This is a genomic window from Pseudomonas pharyngis, assembly GCF_021602345.1.
Taxonomy (GTDB): Bacteria; Pseudomonadota; Gammaproteobacteria; order Pseudomonadales; family Pseudomonadaceae; genus Aquipseudomonas; species Aquipseudomonas pharyngis.
In genome coordinates this window covers 308,084-330,135 of sequence record NZ_BQID01000006.1, presented here as the reverse complement: position 1 = coordinate 330,135, position 22,052 = coordinate 308,084, and the positions used below count along the sequence as shown (strand labels likewise).

The following is a 22,052-nucleotide window of genomic DNA, read 5'->3' as shown; positions in this document are numbered from 1 at the left end:
TGAAAGAAATGAGGAACTTAAGCCGTGGGCCTGAGCTCTTAAGGCCAGTAGTTATTTTCCATAAGGAGAAACACCCCATGCGTAAGACTTTAGCTATTGCCTTGATGTTGACCGCTTCCCTCGGTCTCGCTGCCTGCGATAAAAAATCCGAGGACAAAGCTCAAGATGCCAACCAACATGCTGAACAAGCTCAGCAAGACATGAACAAAGCTCAGGATAAAGTGAACGACGCAGCGAAAGAAAACGCCGAAGCTGCCAAAGCTCAGGCCGAATCGAATGCTGCAGCGCAAGAAGAAGCTGCCAAGAAGCAATAAGCCGCTCTTGATGGCCAAAAAAGAAAACCCGCCAAGTGCGGGTTTTCTTTTGCCTGTGATTTTTTGCCCATGCCGTCTTAGAGCAAAACAGTTCTAAAAGTCGGACTAATCATCAGCAACAATGAACACACTAAGCCGACCAGCCAGACCAGACTGCGCAGCTTGGGAATATCCGCCAGGTAGAACCACAGATAGAGAATCCGTGAGATCACGAAGATGATCGCCAATGTATCGATCAGCCATCCCGCCGTCTGCGTGGTATGCGCCATCAGCACGCCAACGGCGAACAGGATGAACGCTTCGATGCTGTTCTGATGTGCCGCCAGTGCCCGGGCGCCGTAACCGGTGAGTTGCGCCTGCTGCTGACGCGGCAGGTGGTTGTTGTAACCGCCCTGCTCTTTCATGGCCTTGCCGACCGGCATACGCGCCACGTAGATCAACAATGCACTGATAAACACACACCAGAACGGAATACTCATCAAGCAGCCTCTTTGTTCGCTTCGGGCAATGGCGCCTCTGTAGGGGTATAGACCATTACATCGAGCACGTCGGAATGAAACTCCCGGCGATACAACACCAGCACCACGCCGGCGCTCATCAACATGAACAGCCACGGGCTGACGAACCACGCCAGCATGCTCATCCCGAAGTAATACGAACGCAGACCGAAGTTGAACTGGTTGGCCGCCATCGAAATCACCCGCGCCGCCCGCGAGGCGAACGCCTTGCGCTCCTGCTCCGAGACTTGCCGCTCACCGATCATCGGGGCCGAGCCGACCAGAATGGCGGCGAAGTTGTACTGGCGCATGCACCAGCTGAAGGTGAAGAAGGCATAGACGAACACCAGCGCCAGGCACAGCAACTTGATCTCCGACATGCCCTGCGAGGCCTGTTGCACCATCGGAATGTCCGCCAGCAATGACACCGCGCGCTCGGAAGCGCCGAGCACGGTCAGAATGCCCGCCAGAATAATCAGTGTGCTAGAAGCGAAGAACGAGGCGTTGCGTTCAAGGTTGCCGATCACGCTGGCATCGGCGATGCGGTTGTCGCGCAGCAGCATGCGGCGCATCCAGTCTTCGCGGTACAGGTGCAGCACGCTGGCCAGGCACGCGGTGTCACGGCCCTTCCAGGTGGCATAACGGGTGTATCCGCCCCAGCAGATGACAAACCAGAGCGCGGCCTGCAGATGGATCAGGTTGGCTTGGATGAACGACATGCAGGTCCTTTGATGATAGCTAGGCAAGTAGCAAGAAAGTTTCCGCGCAAGCAATAACTTCATAGTTTTACCCTCGCGACATGAACCCAGCTTGGACGCCAGGTGAGCGCAAAAGGCACCGCTTACTGAGAATTCTATTGGTCGCGTGCAATCAATAGCTGTCAGTTCTGACAGGTGCAAGGTGGGCTTCAGCCGAGTAACGTCATTGGAGAACGACCAACCGCCATCCCGGAGCATCAACCATGTCAAGACCAGCTCAGATACGCGCGAAAAAAAGTCAGAACAACCAAGGCTTTGATCAAACTTTTGGTGAAGATGGAGTTGCCTATGATTTTTCCCTTCCAGGCAGCGACACCCTTGATATTGTGGCACGACTCGACGAAGGCAAAATCTTGATGTGGGGAAGCGTCAGATGGGAGGATCGCCTGGACTTCCAGCTGGTTCAACTCCTGGAAAACGGCACCCTGGATACCGGATTCGCCAATAACGGAATTTTCACCGGCGGCTTCAAGGATGGTGCTCCCGCGTTTCCATTTGGGGCTCAACGAAATGACGATGGCAGCATTATTTTGATCGGCACCCATTATGGTACTGATGCTAAGAATGACGCCATCCTGCGCCTTCTTCCAGATGGAACTCGTGATCAAACTTTTGGTGATGACGGCGTAGTGATCGTCCCACCGATTGCGAATCCAAATGTATTGAGCCTGATAGCGATGTCGGCAAATACTTCGAACTCTCCCCTTTCCAACGTTGCAATCGGCCCTGATGGTGCAATCGTATTCACTTCATGGACACTGATCCAAAAATTCTCACACGACGGTTCTCCAGACTTATCGTTCAATGGCAGCGGCAGTCTGATAACCAAGTACCGCATCGCAGCTGTGGCCGTATCGAACGACGGAAAGATCACCATTGCAGGCTCCACATTTGACTATGAGGGCCTCATCGCCCGCTACCACCCCAATGGAACACCCGACCAGGGATTTGGGCAGAACGGCGAAATCCGAATCCGAGTGGACGGCGTATACACGGGGTTTTCGAGCATGATGCTGAATCCGGATGGCAGCGTTATTGTCGCTGGATCGCGAGATCTGAATTCGAATGACGTCTGGGGGCGTGAGCGAAGAGGCGTAATTGCTTTTTACAACGCTAATGGCAGCCCCAACCTCGTTTTCAACGGAGGCAAGCCTGTGGTCAGTGAAGCGCCAACAGGAGAGGCCAACGCATGGAACGCGATAGGTGGAAACACAATCAGTGGAATTGTTGTTGTAGGCCTGATCGGCCTCAGGAGTAATGAAAGTTCGCTAGTCGCTCGATACGATGTGACAGGCAAACCTGATACCACCTTCGGAACCGCTGGATTTCAAGAAACGAATATCGGGTTTGATCGAGAACTATGGGAGTCAGTCGTCGTGCAACCTGACAACAAAATCATTGCATCCGGCAACTGTCGCTACCAATTCAATACGGCTACCGTCGTCCGCTATCTCGCTACCAACCAACAATAGTGTGTGAAATACAAAAATGCCCCGTATCGATTGATACGGGGCATTTCTGTTTAATCGCTCGGCAGCCGCTTGTGGCGGCCCGGCAATCTTAGGCGAGTGCTTCGGCGCGCTTGCCCAGCAGGCGGTCGCAAACCACGGCAACCACCAGGGTCATCACGCACGGCACCAGCCACGCCAGACCTTGCTCGCTCAGCGGCAGGTGAGCCAGTTGCGATGGCATCCAGTCAGCCAGGCCAGCACCTTTCAACGCATCGATGGTGCCGAACACGAACGACACCAACATTACCGGGCCCATGATGCGGCTCTGTTCATGCCAGAACGCCGCACAGAAGCTCAGGGCCACCAGCACGATGCACGGCGGGTAGATCGCGGTTAGCACCGGGATCGAGAACGCGATCAGCTTGGTCAGGCCCAGGTTGGACACCAGCAGCGAGAACGCCGCCAGGATGATCACCAGGGTCTTGTAGGACAGCGGCAATACGCGGCTGAAGTATTCGGCACAGGCGCAGGTCAGGCCAACCGCTGTCACCAGGCACGCCAGGGAAATCAGCACGGCGAGGAAGCCACTGCCCAGCGAACCGAAGGTGTGTTGCACGTAGGCGTGCAGCACCGCCGCACCGTTGGTCGCGCCCGCCGCCACTTCATGGCTGCCGGAACCCAGACGGAACAGGCTGACATACACCAGCGCCAGACCGACACCGGCAATCAGCCCGGCGATGATCGCGTAACGGGTGATCAGCGCCGGCGACTCGACGCCACGGGAGCGGATCGCGTTGACGATGACGATGCCGAACACCAGCGCGCCGAGGGTATCCATGGTCAGGTAACCATTGATGAAGCCCTGGGAGAACGGTGCCGCAACGTATTCCGGAGTGGCCACGCCGATATCACCAGCCGGCAGTGCGAATGCGGCGATGCCGAGCACGGCCAGGGCGATGATTTTCAGCGGCGCGAGGAAGCGACCGACAGTGTCCAGCAGACGCCCAGGGTAGAGCGAAATGAAGAACACCAGCAGGAAGTACACCGAACTGTAGAGGAACAGTGCCAGCGGGCTCTCGCCGGTCAGCGGCGCCAGACCCACTTCAAAGGAGACGGTCGCGGTTCGCGGGGTGGCGAACAATGGGCCGACGGCCAGGTAGCAAGCCGCTGCCAGCACGCCACCAGCGATTTTGCCGATCGGGCTGCTCAGGGCGTCCATTGCGCCACCGACCTTGGCCAGTGCGACCACGGTGACCACCGGCAGACCGACCGCCGTGATCAGAAAGCCCAGCGCCGCGATCCAGACGTTAGGCCCGGACTGCAAACCGACGATAGGCGGGAAGATGATGTTGCCGGCCCCGACGAACAGGGCGAATGTCATAAAGCCAAGTGCCAGGATGTCCTGACCTTTCAAAACTTTCATTAAGGAAATACCACACTACTGAATCGGAATTTAGAGGGGGATTTCCCTGTGGGGTTAGGGAAATGCTGTCAATCCGTATAAGACTGACCCGTTTAGCGCGTTGCATGCCTTGTGGGCGGCAGACGCAAAATGGCGGCTAGCCTAACGAATTTGCCCGACAAACGCACTGTTAGAGGGCGAACTATCCGATACGCGACGTTTCTGTGTCGCGTTTTTGCATGTTATTGGGTGAGTGCTTATAAATTGCCATCGTCCACCCGAACGCCAGAAACGACAAAGGCCACCCGAAGGTGGCCTTTGTTGCTGGAGCAGAGAAGTCAGCCGAAGCTTACTTCTTCACTTCCCAGCCAGTCAGCTCGGCCAGGGCCTTGCCGATGTCTGCCAGCGAACGCACGGTTTTCACGCCTGCGTCTTGCAGAGCAGCGAATTTCTCGTCTGCAGTGCCTTTGCCGCCGGAGATGATTGCGCCAGCATGGCCCATGCGCTTGCCCGGAGGAGCAGTCACACCAGCGATGTAGGAAACAACCGGCTTGGTCACGTTAGCCTTGATGTAGGCAGCCGCTTCTTCTTCAGCCGAACCGCCGATCTCGCCGATCATGACGATCGCTTCGGTCTTCGGGTCTTCCTGGAACAGCTTCAGGATGTCGATGAAGTTCGAACCCGGGATCGGGTCACCGCCGATGCCGACGCAAGTCGACTGACCGAAACCGGCGTCAGTGGTCTGCTTAACAGCTTCGTAGGTCAGGGTGCCGGAACGGGAAACGATACCGACCTTGCCTGGCAAGTGAATGTGACCTGGCATGATGCCGATCTTGCATTCGCCTGGGGTGATCACGCCTGGGCAGTTAGGGCCGATCAGGGTAACACCCAGCTCGTCGCACTTAACTTTGGCGTCCAGCATGTCCAGGGTAGGAATGCCTTCGGTGATGCAGACGATCAGCTTGATGCCGCCGAAAGCTGCTTCCAGGATCGAGTCCTTGCAGAAAGGAGCCGGAACGTAGATTACGCTGGCGGTGGCGCCAGTAGCTTCTACAGCTTCTTTCACGGTGTTGAACACAGGCAGGTTCAGGTGAGTGGTGCCACCTTTGCCTGGGGTCACGCCGCCAACCATTTTGGTGCCGTAGGCAATGGCTTGCTCGGAGTGGAAAGTACCCTGCGCGCCGGTGAAGCCCTGGCAGATTACTTTGGTGTCTTTATTGATCAGGACGCTCATTACTTGCCCTCCGCAGCTTTAACGACTTGTTGAGCAGCGTCGGTCAGGCTGGTAGCAGCGATGATGTTCAAACCGCTTTCTGCCAGTACTTTAGCGCCCAGTTCAGCGTTGTTGCCTTCAAGACGAACAACAACCGGGATTTTCACGCCGACTTCTTTCACTGCACCGATGATGCCTTCGGCAATCATGTCGCAACGAACGATGCCGCCGAAGATGTTAACCAGTACTGCAGCGACGTTGCTGTCGGACAGAATGATTTTGAAAGCTTCGGTTACGCGTTCTTTGGTAGCACCACCACCTACGTCGAGGAAGTTGGCTGGCTTGCCGCCGTGCAGGTTGACGATGTCCATGGTACCCATGGCCAGGCCGGCACCGTTCACCATGCAGCCGATGTTGCCTTCCAGCGCTACGTAGTTCAGTTCGAACTTGGCAGCGTGCGCTTCGCGCGGATCGTCCTGCGACGGATCGTGGAAAGTCTTCAGCTTGGGCTGACGGTACATTGCGTTGGCGTCGATGTTGATCTTTGCATCCAGGCAGTGCAGATCGCCGTCAGCCTTGATCACCAGCGGGTTCACTTCCAGCAGAGCCAGGTCGTGATCCTTGAACAGCTTGGCCAGACCTACGAAGATCTTGGCGAACTGAGCAACCTGCTTGCCTTCCAGACCCAGCTGGAATGCCAGCTCGCGACCCTGGAATGGCTGAGCGCCGACCAGTGGATCGATGGTGGCTTTCAGAATTTTTTCTGGAGTGTCGTGAGCGATTTTCTCGATGTCCACGCCACCTTCGGTGGAAGCCATGAACACGATGCGACGGCTCGAACGGTCAACGACAGCGCCCAGGTACAGCTCTTTAGCGATATCAGTGCACGATTCAACCAGGATCTTGGTGACTGGCTGGCCGTTGGCGTCAGTCTGGTAAGTCACCAGACGCTTGCCCAGCCACTGCTGTGCGAAGGCTTTGGCGTCTTCTCTGCTGCGAACCAGCTTGACGCCGCCCGCTTTACCGCGACCACCGGCGTGAACCTGGGCTTTGACAACCCACTCGTTGCCGCCGATTTTGTCGCAAGCTTCTGCTGCTGCTTCCGGGGTGTCTACTGCGAAACCAGTGGAAACTGGCAGGCCGTATTCAGCGAACAGCTGCTTACCCTGATACTCGTGAAGATTCATGCTTTTTACCGTCTTCGTTAGGTACTGCGCATTCGGCGCTGCGCTCTTTACGAGTGCCGCGCCACCTGTGACTGCTGCTTGCGTAGCCTTTCCGGATACCCGGTGCAGCTACGCAAGGCTGCGTCCAGCGGACATTCCGCGGTGAGTCTTGCACGCAAGGCTCACGACGGGCCGTACCGCCGTGGTTTCTTATTGTGTGTCTTAACGCTTCTTGCGGTTGGCAATGTGGATGGCGCCGCCATTCACTGCCAAAGCTGCTTCGTGCAAGGCTTCAGACAGGGTCGGATGGGAGAAAACCATCATGCCCAGATCTTCAGCGCTGGTGCCGAATTCCATACCGATCGCGCCCTGCTGAACCAGTTCTGCGGCGCTCGGGCCAATCACGTGCACGCCCAATACGCGGTCGGTCTTGGCATCGGCGATGACCTTGACGAAACCACCGGTATCGTTGGCGGCCATGGCACGGCCGGATGCTGCGAACGGGAAGGTGCCGACGTTAACTTCAACGCCTTCAGCTTTCAAGGCCTGCTCGGTTTTACCGACCCATGCGATTTCCGGGTGAGTATAAATAACCGAAGGGATCAGGTCATAGTTCATCTGGGCCTTGTGGCCCTTGATGCGCTCGACAACCATGATGCCCTCTTCCGAGGCCTTGTGAGCCAGCATCATGCCGCGAACCACGTCACCGATGGCGTAAACGCCCGGTACGGTGGTGGCACAGTGATCGTCAACGTGCACGAAACCGCGCTCGTCCAGGGTCACGCCGCTGTCGGCAGCCAGCAGATCAGTGGTCACAGGACGGCGACCAACGGCTACGATCAGCTTGTCGAAAGTGATGGTCTGTTCGCCGTTGGCGTCGGTGTAGTTCACAACGACTTCGTCGCCGTTCACTTTCGAGCCGGTTACGCGAGCGCCCAGTTTGATGTCCAGACCCTGTTTGGTCAGGGTTTTCAGCGCTTCCTTGGAAACCGCGGTGTCCGCTGCCATCAGGAAGGTGTCCAGGGCTTCCAGGACAGTCACTTCTGCACCCAGACGCGACCAGACCGAACCCAGTTCCAGACCGATCACGCCAGCGCCGATCACGCCCAGACGCTTAGGTACGGATTGGAATTCCAGAGCGCCGGTCGAATCAACGATGACTTTCTGATCGACCGGAGCCGGTGGAATGTCGATCGGACGCGAGCCTGGAGCCAGAATGACGTTTTCGGCTTCGATGACTTCAACCGAGCCGTCCGGCTTGGTGACTTCGACTTTCTTGCCGGCCAGCAGTTTGCCGTGGCCCTGGATCGAAGTAACGCCGTTGGCCTTGAACAGAGTGGCAACACCACCGGTCAGGTTCTTGACGATGCCAGCCTTGCGGCCAACCATCGCAGCGACGTCCATTTTGACTTCACCGGTCGAGATACCGTGGACGTTGAAGCTTTCTTTCGCTTCCTTGTATTTCCAGGAGCTGTCCAGCAGCGCCTTGGAAGGAATGCAGCCTACGTTCAGGCAGGTGCCGCCCAGGGCTTGCTTGCCTTCAGCATCGGTGTACTTCTCGATGCAGGCAGTGCTCAGGCCGAGTTGCGCGGCCTTGATAGCTGCCACGTAGCCGCCAGGGCCCGCACCGATCACTACTACGTCAAATTTCTGCGACATTCAAAAAATCCTCTTTAGCGAAAAGCTTCAAGCCGCGCGCTGCAAGCCAGGCTGCGTTTTCCCGCAGCTTGAAACTTGCAGCGCGTGACTGCTTCTATCAGATATCCAGCAACAGACGAGCCGGATCTTCCAGCAGGTTCTTGATGGTCACCAGGAAGGTTACAGCTTCTTTGCCATCGATCAGACGGTGATCGTAGGACAGCGCCAGGTACATCATCGGACGGATCACGACCTGACCGTTGATGGCCATCGGACGCTGGATGATGTTGTGCATGCCCAGAATCGCTGCCTGCGGCGGGTTGACGATCGGGGTCGACATCATCGAACCGAAGGTACCACCGTTGGTGATGGTGAAGGTGCCGCCGGTCATTTCGTCCATCGACAGTTTGCCGTCACGGGCTTTCTTGCCGAAGGTGGCGATGCCGCCTTCGATTTCAGCCAGGCTCATGTGCTCGGCGTTACGCAGAACCGGAACTACCAGGCCACGGTCGCTGGAAACAGCGACACCGATGTCGGCATAACCGTGGTAAACGATGTCGTTGCCGTCGATCGAAGCGTTGACCGCCGGGAAGCGTTTCAGCGCTTCGGTGGCAGCCTTGACGAAGAACGACATGAAGCCCAGGCGTACGCCGTTGTGGGACTTCTCGAACAGGTCCTTGTACTTCGAACGCAGGGCCATGACTTCGGTCATGTCGACTTCGTTGAAAGTGGTCAGCATCGCCATGTTCGATTGAGCTTCAACCAGACGCTTGGCAACGGTGGCACGAACGCGGGTCATCGGAACGCGCTTCTCGATGCGGTCGCCAGCGGCGAACACAGGAGCGGCGGCAGCCGGAGCAGCAGCCTTGGCAGGCGCGGCAGCCGGAGCGGCTTTCTTGGCAGCAACGGCTGCAACCACGTCTTCCTTGGTCACGCGACCGCCTTTGCCGGTGCCGGCAACGGACGCGATGTTGATGCCGTTCTCTTCAGCCAGCTTGCGCGCGGCAGGAGCAGCGATCGGGTCGTCTTCGCCATCAGCGGCAGCAGGTGCAGCGGCAGCAGCGGCCGGAGCAGCAGCGGCAGCCGGAGCGGCGGCAGCAGCGCCGCCTTCAACGATGGAGCCCAGGACTTCGTCGGACAGGACGGTGTCGCCCTCGCCCTTGACGATTGCGCCCAGCACGCCGTCGGCGGTAGCCAGCACTTCCAGTACGACTTTGTCGGTTTCGATGTCGACGATCAGTTCGTCACGCTTGACGGCGTCGCCCGGTTGTTTGTGCCAGGTGGCAACGGTGCCATCGGCAACCGATTCCGGGAAAGTGGGGGCTTTGATCTCGATAGCCATTATCTGTGGTTCCTTAAATTCGGTTTCAGGTGCGCGAAGGCGTTAAACGGTAAACGCGTCTTGCAGCAGTTGTTCCTGCTGCTCGGCGTGCATCGATGCGTAACCACATGCTGGGGCAGCAGAAGCCTCACGGCCCGCGTACTCGAGTACGAGAGATTTGTTGAGGTTGCTGATGCTGCGACGCAGGTGGTGCTGGCTGCAGTACCAGGCGCCCTGGTTCATCGGCTCTTCCTGACACCACACGGCCGCTTTGGCATTGGTGTAAGGAGCCAGGACTTCTTTCAAGTCGTCCTCAGGGAATGGGTACAGCTGCTCGATACGCACGATGGCGATATCTTCGCGGCCTTCGGCACGACGTTTTTCCAGCAGGTCGTAGTAGACCTTGCCGCTGCACAGAACAACGCGCTCGACCTTTTTCGGGTCCAGGGCATCGATTTCCGGGATAACGGTCTGGAACGAACCTTCGGCCAGATCTTCCAGGGTCGAAATGGCCAGTTTGTGGCGCAGCAGCGACTTTGGAGTCAGAACGACCAATGGCTTGCGCAGCGGGCGAATCACCTGACGGCGCAGCAAGTGGTAGATCTGGGCCGGGGTGGTCGGCATGCACACCTGAATGTTGTGCTCGGCGCACAGCTGCAGGTAACGCTCAAGACGTGCCGAGCTGTGCTCAGGGCCCTGACCTTCGTAGCCGTGCGGCAGCAGCATGGTCAGACCGCAGAGACGGCCCCACTTGTGCTCGCCGCTGGTGATGAACTGGTCGATAACGACCTGTGCACCGTTGGCGAAGTCGCCGAACTGGGCTTCCCAGATCACCAGCGCGTTTGGCGTGGTGGTCGAGTAACCGTATTCGAACGCCAGTACGGCTTCTTCCGACAGGAACGAGTCGTACAGGTCGAAGCGTGGCTGACCTTCATACAGATGCTTGAGCGGAATGTAGGTACCGGCATCTTTCTGGTTGTGCAGCACAGCGTGACGGTGCGAGAACGTACCGCGGCCGATGTCCTGGCCAGTCATGCGGATCGGGTGACCTTCGAACGCCAGGGTCGCGTACGCCATGGTTTCGGCGTAACCCCAGTTGATCGGCAGGCCGCCGGCTTGCATCTTCTGACGGTCTTCGTAGATCTTCGCGACCTGACGCTGAACCACGAAGCCTTCCGGAATTTCCAGCAGCTTGGCGGACAGTTCCTGCAGGGTCTTTAGGTCGAAGCGAGTGTCGTGACGCGCGGTCCAGGCGTGGCCCAGATACGGACGCCAGTCGACGAACAGCTCTTTGTTCGGCTCTTTGACCAGCGATTTCACGACGTGCAGACCGTTGTCCAGCGCGTTGCGGTATTCGTCGACTTTCGCCTGAACACGCTCTGCGTCCAGCACACCGGCCTGGGTCAGACGATCAGCGTACAGCTCACGGGTGGTGCGCTGCTTGGTGATCTGCTGATACATCAGAGGCTGGGTGCCGCTTGGCTCGTCGGCCTCGTTGTGGCCGCGACGACGGTAGCAGACCAGGTCGATCACCACGTCACGCTTGAACTGCATGCGGTAGTCGATGGCCAGCTGGGTCACGAACAATACGGCTTCCGGATCATCACCATTCACATGGAGGATCGGCGCCTGGATCATTTTCGCGACGTCGGTGGCGTACTCGGTGGAACGCGAGTCCAGCGGGTTGCTGATGGTGAAACCGACCTGGTTGTTGATCACGATGTGCACGGTACCGCCGGTCTTGAAACCGCGGGTCTGCGACATCTGGAAGGTTTCCATGACCACGCCTTGACCGGCGAATGCAGCATCACCGTGGATGGAGATCGGCAGAACCTTCTCACCGGTCGAATCGTTGCGACGGTCCTGACGGGCGCGAACCGAACCCTCGACCACCGGGGAAACGATTTCCAGGTGGGACGGGTTGAACGCCATGGCCAAGTGAACTTCACCGCCGGTGGTCATTACGTTGGACGAGAAGCCCTGGTGGTATTTGACGTCACCGGAACCCAGCTCGACCTTCTTCTTGCCTTCGAACTCGTCGAACAGCTCGCGCGGGTTCTTGCCGAAGGTGTTGACCAGTACGTTCAGACGGCCACGGTGGGCCATGCCGATGACGACTTCCTTGGTGCCGTACGAGCCGGAACGCTGGATCAGTTCGTCGAGCATCGGAATCAGGCTTTCGCCACCTTCCAGACCGAAACGCTTGGTGCCCGGGTATTTGGTACCCAGGTATTTTTCCAGGCCTTCACCGGCCGTCACGCGCTCGAGCAGGTGGCTCTTGATGTCCGCGGAATATTCCGGACGGCCACGCACGCTTTCCAGACGCTGCTGGAACCACTGGCGCTGCTCGGAATCGGTGATGTGCGTAAATTCAGCGCCGATGGTGCGGCAATATGTCTGCTGCAACGCTTCGTGAATTTCGCGTAGGCTCGCTTCCTCTTTGCCGATGAACAGGTCGCCGGCACGGAAGGTCGTATCAAGATCGGCATTGGTCAAGCCGTAGTGATTGATCGACAGGTCTGCAGGTGCAGGACGCTGCCACAGTCCCAGCGGGTCAAGCTGGGCTGCCTGGTGGCCACGCATACGGTAGGCCTGGATCAATCGCAGCACTTCAACCTGCTTCTTCTCGTGCTCACTGCTCACGCTGCCGGCGGAAACCGGTTGGGCGCGGCGCTGGTTCTTTGCCAGCAGCACGAAATGATCGCGAATTGTGGAGTGCGAAACATCGGTGGCAGAGCTGCCGTCGGCAGGCAGCTTCTGAAAGTAGGTGCGCCACTCTTCTGGCACAGCGTTAGGGTCGTGCAGGTAGAGCTCGTAGAGCTCTTCCACATAGGCAGCGTTTCCACCTGAAAGGTAGGCGCTGTTCCACATGCGCTGCATCACGCTTTCTTGCATGCTTGGTCACCCTCGGTTAGGGGAACACCATCGGTGCCGACACCGAGCAAGCTTGCAGAAGTCCGAATGCAGCGACCAAAACAAGCCACTTAGGATCACACTGATAGTCCGGGTACCAGCCCGGATGCCCCTGCTTGTCTCATTTCTTCAAAATAAGAGCCGCAGCTTATGGCTGCTGCTCTGGTTATAGCCATGGCGCGGGTTGAAGCCCGCGCCTAAGCCCTCTGCGGGTACAGCGGTTACAGCAGCTGAATCACACGCCGCTCGAAAGCAGCATGTTACGGATGTGACCGATGGCCTTAGTCGGGTTCAGGCCTTTCGGACATACGTTGACGCAGTTCATGATGCCCCGGCAGCGGAAAACGCTGAACGGGTCATCGAGGGACGCCAGACGCTCGGACGTCTTGGTGTCACGGCTGTCTGCCAGGAAGCGGTACGCTTGCAGCAGGGCAGCTGGACCCAGGAACTTGTCCGGGTTCCACCAGAAGGACGGGCAAGAGGTCGAGCAGCAGGCGCACAGGATGCACTCGTACAGACCGTCGAGCTTTTCACGCTCTTCAGGGGACTGCAGACGCTCGATGGCCGGAGCCGGCGTGTCGTTCTGCAGGAATGGCTTAACCTTCTCGTATTGCTTGTAGAAGATGCTCATATCGACAACCAGGTCACGGATAACCGGCAAACCTGGCAGCGGACGAACGATCAGCTTGTTACCTTTGACGACAGCGGACAGCGGCGTGATGCACGCCAGGCCGTTCTTGCCGTTGATGTTCATGCCGTCGGAGCCACACACGCCTTCACGGCAGGAGCGACGATAGGAGAAACCTTCGTCCTGCTCTTTGATCAGGGCCAGCACGTCCAGCACCATCAGGTCTTTACCACCGGTATCAACCTGGAATTCCTGCATGAACGGCGCAGCGTCCTGATCAGGGTTGTAACGATAAACACTGACTTGCAACATGGCGGTCACCCTTAATAAGTCCGGACTTTAGGTTCGAAAGTCGGAACAGTCTTCGGCGAGAAGTTCACGGCACGCTTGGCGACGCGTTTCTCACCCGGGAAGTACAGGGTGTGGCACAGCCAGTTTTCGTCGTCACGGTCTTCGAAGTCTTCACGGGCGTGAGCGCCGCGGGACTCTTTACGTACTTCGGCAGCGATGGCGGTAGCTTCAGCCACTTCCAGCAGGTTTTGCAGTTCCAGCGCTTCGATACGTGCAGTGTTGAACGCCTGCGACTTGTCGTTGATCTTCACGTTGGCGATGCGCTTGCGCAGATCAGCCAGCTGGGCAATACCCTTCTGCATGTATTCGCCGGTACGGAATACACCGAAGTAGTTCTGCATACAGCTTTGCAGCTCGCGACGCAGGGTAGCGACGTCTTCGCCGTCGGTACGGTTGTTCAGGGCGTTCAGACGCGCCAGGGCAGCTTCGATGTCGGCTTCGGTGGCGTCGTCGTATTCGATGCCATCGGTCAGCGCCTTCTCCAGGTGCAGGCCGGCAGCGCGGCCGAATACCACCAGGTCGAGCAGCGAGTTGCCGCCCAGACGGTTGGCACCGTGAACCGATACGCAAGCCACTTCACCTACCGCGAACAGACCAGGAATGATCCGATCCACGCCTTCGGCGTCCTGGGTGATCGCCTGGCCATGAATGTTGGTGGCAACGCCGCCCATCATGTAGTGGCAAGTCGGAACAACCGGAACCGGAGCAACCACCGGGTCAACGTGTGCGAAAGTCTTCGACAGTTCGCAGATGCCTGGCAGACGGCTGTGCAGCACTTCCTCGCCCAGGTGGTCGAGTTTGAGCATCACGTGGTCGCCATTCGGACCGCAACCGTTACCGGCGATGATCTCTTTAACCATCGAACGGGCAACCACGTCACGACCGGCCAGGTCTTTGGCGTTCGGAGCATAACGCTCCATGAAACGCTCGCCGTGCTTGTTGATCAGGTAACCACCTTCACCACGGCAACCTTCGGTAACCAGTACACCGGCGCCGGCGATGCCGGTCGGGTGGAACTGCCACATTTCGATGTCTTGTACCGGCACGCCAGCACGCAGAGCCATGCCGACGCCGTCACCGGTGTTGATCAGGGCGTTGGTGGTGGATGCATAGATACGACCTGCACCGCCGGTAGCCAGTACGGTGGCTTTCGCGCGGATATAGGTGGTTTCGCCGGTTTCGATGCAGATCGCGATCACACCGACGAATTCGCCTTCCTGGTTTTTCACCAGGTCGACAGCGTAGTACTCGTTCAGGAACGTGGTACCGGCTTTCAGGTTGCCCTGATAAAGGGTGTGCAGCAGCGCGTGACCGGTACGGTCGGAAGCGGCGCACGTACGGGCAGCCTGCCCGCCTTTACCGTAATCCTTCGACTGACCGCCGAACGGACGCTGGTAGATACGGCCTTGCTCGGTACGCGAGAACGGCAGACCCATGTGGTCCAGCTCGAAAACGGCAGCCGGGCCTTCCTGACACATGTATTCGATAGCGTCCTGGTCACCGATGTAGTCGGAACCCTTGACGGTATCGTACATGTGCCAGCGCCAGTCATCGTTCGGGTCGGCCGAAGCGATGGCGCAGGTGATCCCGCCCTGTGCGGACACAGTGTGCGAACGGGTCGGGAAAACCTTGGTGATCACGGCAGTCTTGTGACCGCCCTGTGCCAGTTGCAGCGCTGCGCGCATGCCAGCACCGCCGCCACCAATAATGATGGCGTCGAAAGAAATCGTTGGAATGTTAGCCATGAATCAGATACCCCAGAGAATCTGCACACCCCAGACGAAGTAAGCGAACATCGCGACGCCGCATACTGCCTGGAAAAGGAAACGTACTGCAGTCGCGGACTTGCCCAGCGCCATTGGCGTCAGGTAGTCGGTCGCGATGGTCCACATGCCGACCCAGGCGTGAGCGCCCAGGGCAACCAGTGCCAGCAGACTGAAGATACGCATTCCGTTGTGGGCGAACAGGCCGTGCCATTGGTCGTAGCCAATGCCCGGGTTCGCGGCGAGGTAGCCGATCAGGAAGATGAAATAAGCCGCGAGAACGACCGCAGACACACGCTGCGCCATCCAGTCATAGAGGCCCGAACGCGAAAGGTTTGTAACGCTGGTTACCATATCCAAACTCCTGCCAGAACGATCAGCACCACGGAAACGGCGATGATCAGTTTCGAGCCCAGGCGGCCGCCTTCCAGCGTCTCACCGATGCCCATGTCCATGATCAAGTGGCGCACACCGGCAACCAGGTGATACAGAAGAGCGGACAGGAGGCCCCATGCTACGAACTTGGCCAGCGGGCTGGTCAAGCATGCCTTCACCTCGACATAACCTTCCTCGGAACCCAGGGATTTGCCCAATGCATAAAGCATGATGCCAAGGCCCAGGAAGAGGATGATGCCGGAAACACGGTGAAGAAACGACGTAACGCCGGTGATGGGGAGTTTGATGGTCCTTAGGTCTAGGTTTACAGGTCGTTGGCTTTTCACGGCTTTTTTTTCACACTGAAGAGCCCCTAACAATCAGGGCAAAGTTGTTGGGGAGTGCACTGGTCAGGTAACCACCACCCAGGGATGCGACCCCCAATGAAAGCAAGCCCAAAAGCCCTTGGCGGTCGGTCGCCGAGTATAGACAGTTAGGCTACTAATGACAACGCAATCGCCTACCCCCAATAGCGGATTGCACAAGTCGTATAAAAGGCGTAAATGGCAGGCAATTTCGAGGAAAAAGTACGGTTAAAGCCTTCTGGAGCAAGACTTTAGGCAAATTGACATTCGAATTTATCTCACTATAGTGGTGCGGGCCCTGCGTGGGGGGTCTGTCTGATGATTTCAAGCATAAATAGGAGGCCACATGGCTGACAAAAAAGCGCAGTTGATCATCGAGGGCGCAGCCCCCGTCGAGCTGCCCATTTTAACCGGCACCGTTGGTCCCGATGTTATCGATGTTCGGGGCCTGACGGCCACGGGCCGCTTCACTTTCGACCCCGGTTTCATGTCGACCGCTTCCTGCGAATCGAAGATCACCTATATCGACGGCGACAACGGCATCCTGCTGCACCGCGGCTACCCGATCGAACAGCTGGCTGAAAAGTCGGACTACCTGGAAACCTGCTACCTGCTGCTGAACGGCGAACTGCCGACCGCAGAACAGAAGGCCCAGTTCGTCGGCACCGTGAAGAACCACACCATGGTTCACGAGCAGCTGAAAACCTTCTTCAACGGCTTCCGCCGTGACGCCCACCCGATGGCCGTCATGTGTGGCGTAGTCGGCGCCCTCTCGGCCTTCTACCACGACTCCCTCGACATCAATAACCCGCAGCATCGCGAAATCTCCGCGATCCGCCTGGTTGCCAAGATGCCGACCCTGGCCGCGATGGTTTACAAGTACTCCATGGGCCAACCCATGATGTACCCGCGCAACGACCTGTCGTACGCGGAAAACTTCCTGCACATGATGTTCAACACCCCGTGCGAGATCAAACCGATCAGCCCGGTACTCGCCAAGGCCATGGATCGGATCTTCATCCTCCACGCCGACCACGAGCAGAACGCTTCGACCTCCACCGTGCGTCTGGCGGGCTCTTCGGGTGCCAACCCGTTCGCCTGTATCGCCGCCGGCATCGCCGCACTGTGGGGCCCTGCCCACGGCGGCGCGAACGAAGCCGTGCTGACCATGCTCGATGAAATCGGCGATGTCTCGAACATCGACAAGTTCATCGCCAAGGCCAAGGACAAGAACGATCCGTTCAAGCTGATGGGCTTCGGTCACCGCGTCTACAAGAACCGCGACCCTCGCGCGACTGTAATGAAGCAGACCTGCGACGAAGTGTTGAAGGAACTGGGCATCCAGAACGATCCACAACTCGAACTGGCCATGCGCCTGGAAGAGATCGCTCTGACCGACCCGTACTTCATCGAGCGCTCGCTGTATCCGAACGTCGACTTCTACTCGGGGATCATCCTCAAGGCGATCGGCATTCCGACCAGCATGTTCACTGTGATTTTCGCCCTGGCACGTACTGTCGGCTGGATCTCGCACTGGAAGGAAATGCTCTCAAGCCCGTACAAGATTGGCCGTCCGCGTCAGCTTTACACGGGTTATGAGTCGCGGGATATCACCAAGCTGGAAGACCGCAAATAAGGGCTGTCTTGCGATAGCGTCTTAGCGTTGTACCGGGAACGGCCTCCATGAGAATGGGGGCCGTTTTTCGTTTTGGGCATCTCAGCGGCCTCTGGGCCGACTATTTTTTTGTTGATTGGGTGTATATCCGTTGCTTCGGGAGCTGCCGCTGGCGGTTTCGCTCTTACAGCGAGTCACTTTTGACAAACGCCTCAAAAGTAACCAAAAAGTCTACGCCCCGGCGTACGGCACTTCGCCTAGGCTCAGTGTTCCCTCGCTACGGTGTCCATCAGGGGGCATCGCCTACGGTTTGCTTCGCTGCACCTCCTCTCGATGTATGCGGCTTCGCCGCACGGCGCTGCGCGCCTACCCCCTGATGGACACCTCCGCTCGGCCTGCCGAAGGGGCTTGAGATCAAAAGCAGATCAAGAGCCAGATCAAGAGCCCCTCACCCTAGCCCTCTCCCGGAGGGAGAGGGAACTGAACGAGGTGTTTGGGAGAGGTTCGCCGACGTGCGATACCGCGTTGAGCTCAGGCTTTGAAAAGCACAAAAATCGGCTCCCTCTCCTCGGGGAGATGGCTGGGGTGGGTAAACCCACCACAAAACCAAAGCCGAACACGCCCCGCTCCTCCCCACTCAAAACGATGAGCGTTAGCTCGAGTACCGCTTTTGATCGCAGGGCCCGTCGGCAGGCTGAGTGGAGGGATTGATCCGGGGGTGGGAGCGCAGCGACCGTGCGGCGCAGCCGCATGCATCGAGAGGAGGTGCAGCGAAGCAAACCGTAGGCGATGCCCCCGGATCAATCCCGGAGCGAAGGAACCCCGAGCCTCAGCGAGGGGCCGTACGTCAGGGTTAGAGACCTTTTGGTTACTTTTGGGGCGTTTGCCAAAAGTGACCCGCCGTAAGGGCGGAACCCCAAGAAGCCGTTACCGCAGCAACGGATATACACCCAATCCCCAAGAACATCCGATAACCGCCCACAAAAAAAAATGCCCCAATCTCTCGACCAGGGCATTTCCATCCAACTCAACCTACATATTCAACCTGAAAGCCTCAGTGCGAAACCGCCCCACTAGCCCCCAACCCAGTCTGCGAACGCACAAACTGCGGGAAGAACGCCGCACGCTCGTTCTCTGCCGCCACCGACTTATCGGTGATCGAGAAGAACCAGATCCCGATAAACGCAATGATCATCGAGAACAACGCAGGATACTCATAAGGGAAGATCGCCTTCTCGTGATGCAGAATCTGCACCCAGATGGTCGGGCCAAGAATCATCAGACCCACCGCACTCACCAGCCCCAGCCAGCCGCCAATCATGGCGCCACGGGTGGTCAGTTTCTTCCAGTACATCGAAAGCAGCAGTACCGGGAAGTTGCAGCTCGCCGCGATGGAGAACGCCAGACCAACCATGAACGCGATGTTCTGGCTTTCGAACAGGATGCCGAGGCCGATGGCCAGAACGCCCAGTGCGATGGTGGTGATCTTCGAAACTCGGATTTCATCCTTCTCGTTGGCCTTGCCCTTCTTGATCACGCTGGCGTACAGGTCGTGAGACACCGCCGAAGCACCGGCCAGGGTCAGGCCGGCCACTACTGCCAGAATGGTCGCGAACGCCACCGCCGAGATAAAGCCGAGGAACACGCTGCCGCCCACGGCGTTGGCCAGGTGCACCGCCGCCATGTTGTTGCCGCCGAGCAGAGCGCCCGCTGCATCTTTAAAGGCCGGATTGGTGCTGACCAGCAGGATCGCGCCGAAGCCGATGATGAAGGTCAGGATGTAGAAGTAGCCAATGAAACCGGTCGCGTACAGCACGCTCTTGCGGGCTTCTTTCGCGTCGCTAACGGTGAAGAAGCGCATCAGGATGTGCGGCAGGCCGGCGGTACCGAACATCAGTGCCAGACCCAGGGAGAACGCCGAGATCGGGTCTTTTACCAAGCCGCCCGGGCTCATGATCGCTTCGCCCTTGGCGTGAACCTTGATCGCTTCGGAGAACAGGGTGTTGAAGTCGAAGTTGACGTGCTTCATCACCATCAGCGCCATGAACGAGGCACCGGACAGCAACAGCACCGCCTTGATGATCTGCACCCAGGTGGTCGCCAGCATGCCGCCGAACAGCACGTACATGCACATCAGGATACCGACCAGAATCACCGCAACGTGGTAGTCGAGACCGAACAGCAGCTGGATCAGCTTGCCGGCACCGACCATTTGCGCGATCAGGTAGAACGCCACCACCACCAGCGAACCGCAGGCAGACAGGGTGCGGATCTGGGTTTGCCCGAGGCGGTAGGACGCCACGTCGGCAAAGGTGTATTTGCCCAGGTTACGCAGGCGCTCGGCGATCAGGAACAGAATGATCGGCCAGCCCACCAGGAAGCCGATCGAGTAGATCAGGCCGTCGTAGCCGGAGGTGAACACCAGCGCGGAAATCCCCAGGAAGGACGCCGCCGACATGTAGTCACCGGCAATCGCCAGACCGTTCTGGAACCCGGTGATCTTGCCGCCCGCCGCATAGTAGTCGGCCGCCGAGTTGTTGCGCTTGGACGCCCAGTAAGTGATGCACAGGGTTGCGCCAACGAACGCCACGAACATGACGATCGCGGAAACGTTGAGCGGTTGTTTGTGGACTTCGCCGGTCAGGGCGTCAGCGGCCCAGACGGCTGGAGCAAACGCTGCGATGCTCAAAAGAGCCAGTAGACGCCGGATCATTGCTGAGCCTCCTTGAGAATCGCGTTGTTCAGGTCGTCGAACTCGCCATTGGCGCGGCGCACATAGATGCCGGTCAGGATGAAGGCCGAGACAATCAGTCCGACACCGATCGGGATGCCCCAGGTGATGGATGATTCGGGGCTGATTTTCGTCCCGAGCACTTGCGGCCCGTACGCGATCAGAAGGATGAAGCCGGAGTAGAGCCCGAGCATGATCGCCGAGAGTATCCAGGCGAACCTTTCTCTTTTCTTGACCAGCTCCTTGAAGCGCGGGCTGTTCTGAATCGAGAGGTAAATGCTGTCGTTCATTGTTTTTATCCTCGCAGCACAGATTTTTATTTTTGGAACGTATCCACTGTATGCGGCTGCGAGCCGGGTTCCAGACGACCTTAGTAGTAGAACGCCATGACGTTTTTGCCAATTTCCAGACGAGCCGAAAACCGCCCCCCCTGCCTATTAATAGAGGACAAACAAAAAAGGCCGCCCGACTGTCATGTCGGGCGACCCTGGGAAGCGCAGATTAGACGCTTCGGCTTAAATCACTTGGTCCAGTCGGCAACACGCTCAGGGTGCTTGGCAACCCAATCCTTGGCCGCTGCGTCAGGTTTTGCACCGTCCTGAATCGCCAGCATGACTTCGCCGATTTCGTCCTTCGAAGCCCACTGGAAGTTCTTCAGGAACTTGGCCACTTCCGGCGCCTTGGTCGCCAGTTCCTTGCTGCCGATGCTGTTCACGGTTTCAGCCGCGCCGTACACGCCTTTCGGGTCGTCGAGGAAGCGCAGTTTCCACTTGGCGAACATCCAGTGCGGCACCCAGCCGGTAACGGCGATGGATTCGTTTTTCTTCTCGGCGCGGGTCAGCTCGGCAATCATGCCGGCGCCGGAACTGGCCTTGAGTTGGTAGCCGGTCAGGTCGTAATCCTTGATCGCCTGATCAGTCTTGAGCATCACGCCTGAACCGGCGTCGATGCCAACGATGCGTTTCTTGAAGGAGTCGTCGGTTTTCAGGTCTTCGATGGTCTTGGCCTTGACGTACTCCGGCACGATCAGACCGATTTTCGCGTCCTTGAAGTTCGGGCCGTAATCGACGACCTGATCCTTGTTCTTGGTCCAGTATTCGCCGTGGGTCACGGGCAGCCAGGCCGAGAGCATGGCGTCGAGTTTGCCGGTGGCAACGCCCTGCCACATGATGCCGGTGGCGACGGCCTGCAGTTTCACGTCGTAGCCAAGTTTCTGCTTGATCACTTCGGCCGCCACGTGGGTGGTCGCGACGCTGTCGGACCAGCCGTCAACGTAACCGATGTTCAGGGTCTGTTTTTCAGCGCTGGCGAAAGTGGAGCCCATCGCAAGTACCAGAGCGGCACCTGCGCCTAAAAGTCGTCGCATCTTCATCGTTACTTCCCCGAAATGCTGCGCCCGACGGATGCCGGGCATCGTCAACGTGTTGTTATGGTGCTCGGCGCCCCCATCACGCCCGTTCGCGAACTCGTTCGAACATCAGCGGAGTACTGATGAGTCCGATCATCAACCTGACGCCCGTTAAGACCTGCTCTGCCAGCGACCTCGAAGCA

Annotated in this window: 18 protein-coding genes; 3 read left to right on the top strand and 15 right to left on the bottom strand. The window is 58.1% G+C overall.

Annotated elements, in window-relative coordinates; all coding sequences use genetic code 11:
* Positions 1–77: 77 nt before the first annotated feature.
* A complete protein-coding gene (locus L6D74_RS15310; RefSeq protein ID WP_007959016.1) occupies positions 78–314 on the top strand; it encodes a hypothetical protein in 237 nt (78 codons plus the stop codon).
* A 77-nt stretch (positions 315–391) separates the two neighbouring features.
* On the opposite strand, the gene L6D74_RS15305 is transcribed toward L6D74_RS15310, so the two are convergent.
* Both L6D74_RS15305 and L6D74_RS15300 read right to left on the bottom strand, forming a co-directional pair.
* Positions 392–793, bottom strand: a complete 402-nt coding sequence (locus tag L6D74_RS15305) for an MAPEG family protein (RefSeq protein ID WP_085611497.1) — start codon at positions 791–793, stop codon at positions 392–394.
* A complete protein-coding gene (locus L6D74_RS15300) occupies positions 793–1,530 on the bottom strand; it encodes a DUF599 domain-containing protein (RefSeq protein ID WP_236189685.1) in 738 nt (245 codons plus the stop codon). Before L6D74_RS15300 ends, L6D74_RS15305 begins: the two co-directional genes overlap by 1 nt.
* Before the next feature lie 242 nt (positions 1,531–1,772).
* Here L6D74_RS15300 and L6D74_RS15295 point away from each other — a divergent pair, with 242 nt between their 5' ends.
* Positions 1,773–3,041: an NHL repeat-containing protein gene (locus L6D74_RS15295; protein WP_236189683.1), complete on the top strand. Its 1,269-nt coding sequence runs from the start codon at positions 1,773–1,775 to the stop codon at positions 3,039–3,041.
* Positions 3,042–3,129: 88 nt separating this feature from the next.
* Here the strand turns inward: L6D74_RS15295 and brnQ are convergent, their stop codons facing one another.
* The 10 genes from brnQ to sdhC all read right to left on the bottom strand — a co-directional run bounded on the left by brnQ (position 3,130) and on the right by sdhC (position 16,137).
* Positions 3,130–4,443, bottom strand: coding sequence for a branched-chain amino acid transport system II carrier protein (gene brnQ / locus L6D74_RS15290; protein WP_039769790.1), 1,314 nt, complete (start codon positions 4,441–4,443; stop codon positions 3,130–3,132).
* 328 nt (positions 4,444–4,771) lie between these two features.
* Positions 4,772–5,656: a succinate--CoA ligase subunit alpha gene (sucD, locus tag L6D74_RS15285; RefSeq protein WP_011333119.1), complete on the bottom strand. Its 885-nt coding sequence runs from the start codon at positions 5,654–5,656 to the stop codon at positions 4,772–4,774.
* A complete protein-coding gene (gene sucC, locus L6D74_RS15280) occupies positions 5,656–6,822 on the bottom strand; it encodes an ADP-forming succinate--CoA ligase subunit beta (protein WP_064594483.1) in 1,167 nt (388 codons plus the stop codon). The genes sucD and sucC overlap by 1 nt, the downstream gene beginning before the upstream one ends.
* 201 nt (positions 6,823–7,023) lie before the next feature.
* The gene (lpdA, locus tag L6D74_RS15275) at positions 7,024–8,460 is read right to left on the bottom strand and encodes a dihydrolipoyl dehydrogenase (RefSeq protein ID WP_011333117.1); all 1,437 of its coding nucleotides are present in this window, start codon (positions 8,458–8,460) and stop codon (positions 7,024–7,026) included.
* 97 nt (positions 8,461–8,557) lie between these two features.
* Positions 8,558–9,781 (bottom strand): 2-oxoglutarate dehydrogenase complex dihydrolipoyllysine-residue succinyltransferase, encoded by a 1,224-nt coding sequence (gene odhB, locus L6D74_RS15270; RefSeq protein ID WP_039769789.1) that lies wholly within the window; start codon positions 9,779–9,781, stop codon positions 8,558–8,560.
* A 42-nt stretch (positions 9,782–9,823) separates the two neighbouring features.
* A complete protein-coding gene (locus L6D74_RS15265; RefSeq protein WP_039769786.1) occupies positions 9,824–12,655 on the bottom strand; it encodes a 2-oxoglutarate dehydrogenase E1 component in 2,832 nt (943 codons plus the stop codon).
* Between the two features lie 253 nt (positions 12,656–12,908).
* A complete protein-coding gene (locus L6D74_RS15260; protein ID WP_007959035.1) occupies positions 12,909–13,613 on the bottom strand; it encodes a succinate dehydrogenase iron-sulfur subunit in 705 nt (234 codons plus the stop codon).
* 11 nt (positions 13,614–13,624) lie between these two features.
* Positions 13,625–15,397: a succinate dehydrogenase flavoprotein subunit gene (gene sdhA / locus L6D74_RS15255; protein WP_236189681.1), complete on the bottom strand. Its 1,773-nt coding sequence runs from the start codon at positions 15,395–15,397 to the stop codon at positions 13,625–13,627.
* Positions 15,398–15,400: 3 nt separating this feature from the next.
* Positions 15,401–15,769, bottom strand: coding sequence for a succinate dehydrogenase, hydrophobic membrane anchor protein (sdhD, locus tag L6D74_RS15250; RefSeq protein ID WP_007977503.1), 369 nt, complete (start codon positions 15,767–15,769; stop codon positions 15,401–15,403).
* On the bottom strand, positions 15,763–16,137 hold the full coding sequence (sdhC, locus tag L6D74_RS15245; protein ID WP_011333113.1) for a succinate dehydrogenase, cytochrome b556 subunit: 375 nt from the start codon (positions 16,135–16,137) through the stop codon (positions 15,763–15,765). The genes sdhD and sdhC overlap by 7 nt, the downstream gene beginning before the upstream one ends.
* 364 nt (positions 16,138–16,501) lie before the next feature.
* On the opposite strand from sdhC, the gene gltA reads away from it, so the two are divergent.
* Positions 16,502–17,791: a citrate synthase gene (gltA, locus tag L6D74_RS15240; RefSeq protein WP_007959044.1), complete on the top strand. Its 1,290-nt coding sequence runs from the start codon at positions 16,502–16,504 to the stop codon at positions 17,789–17,791.
* A 1,033-nt stretch (positions 17,792–18,824) separates the two neighbouring features.
* Here the strand turns inward: gltA and L6D74_RS15235 are convergent.
* From L6D74_RS15235 to L6D74_RS15225, 3 genes are all read right to left on the bottom strand, one after another.
* The gene (locus L6D74_RS15235) at positions 18,825–20,483 is read right to left on the bottom strand and encodes a cation acetate symporter (RefSeq protein WP_074687559.1); all 1,659 of its coding nucleotides are present in this window, start codon (positions 20,481–20,483) and stop codon (positions 18,825–18,827) included.
* The gene (locus L6D74_RS15230) at positions 20,480–20,791 is read right to left on the bottom strand and encodes a DUF485 domain-containing protein (protein WP_011333111.1); all 312 of its coding nucleotides are present in this window, start codon (positions 20,789–20,791) and stop codon (positions 20,480–20,482) included. Before L6D74_RS15230 ends, L6D74_RS15235 begins: the two co-directional genes overlap by 4 nt.
* A 230-nt stretch (positions 20,792–21,021) precedes the next feature.
* Entirely contained in the window at positions 21,022–21,873 is an 852-nt protein-coding gene (locus L6D74_RS15225) for a glycine betaine ABC transporter substrate-binding protein (RefSeq protein WP_064594471.1), read from the bottom strand.
* Positions 21,874–22,052: the final 179 nt, after the last annotated feature.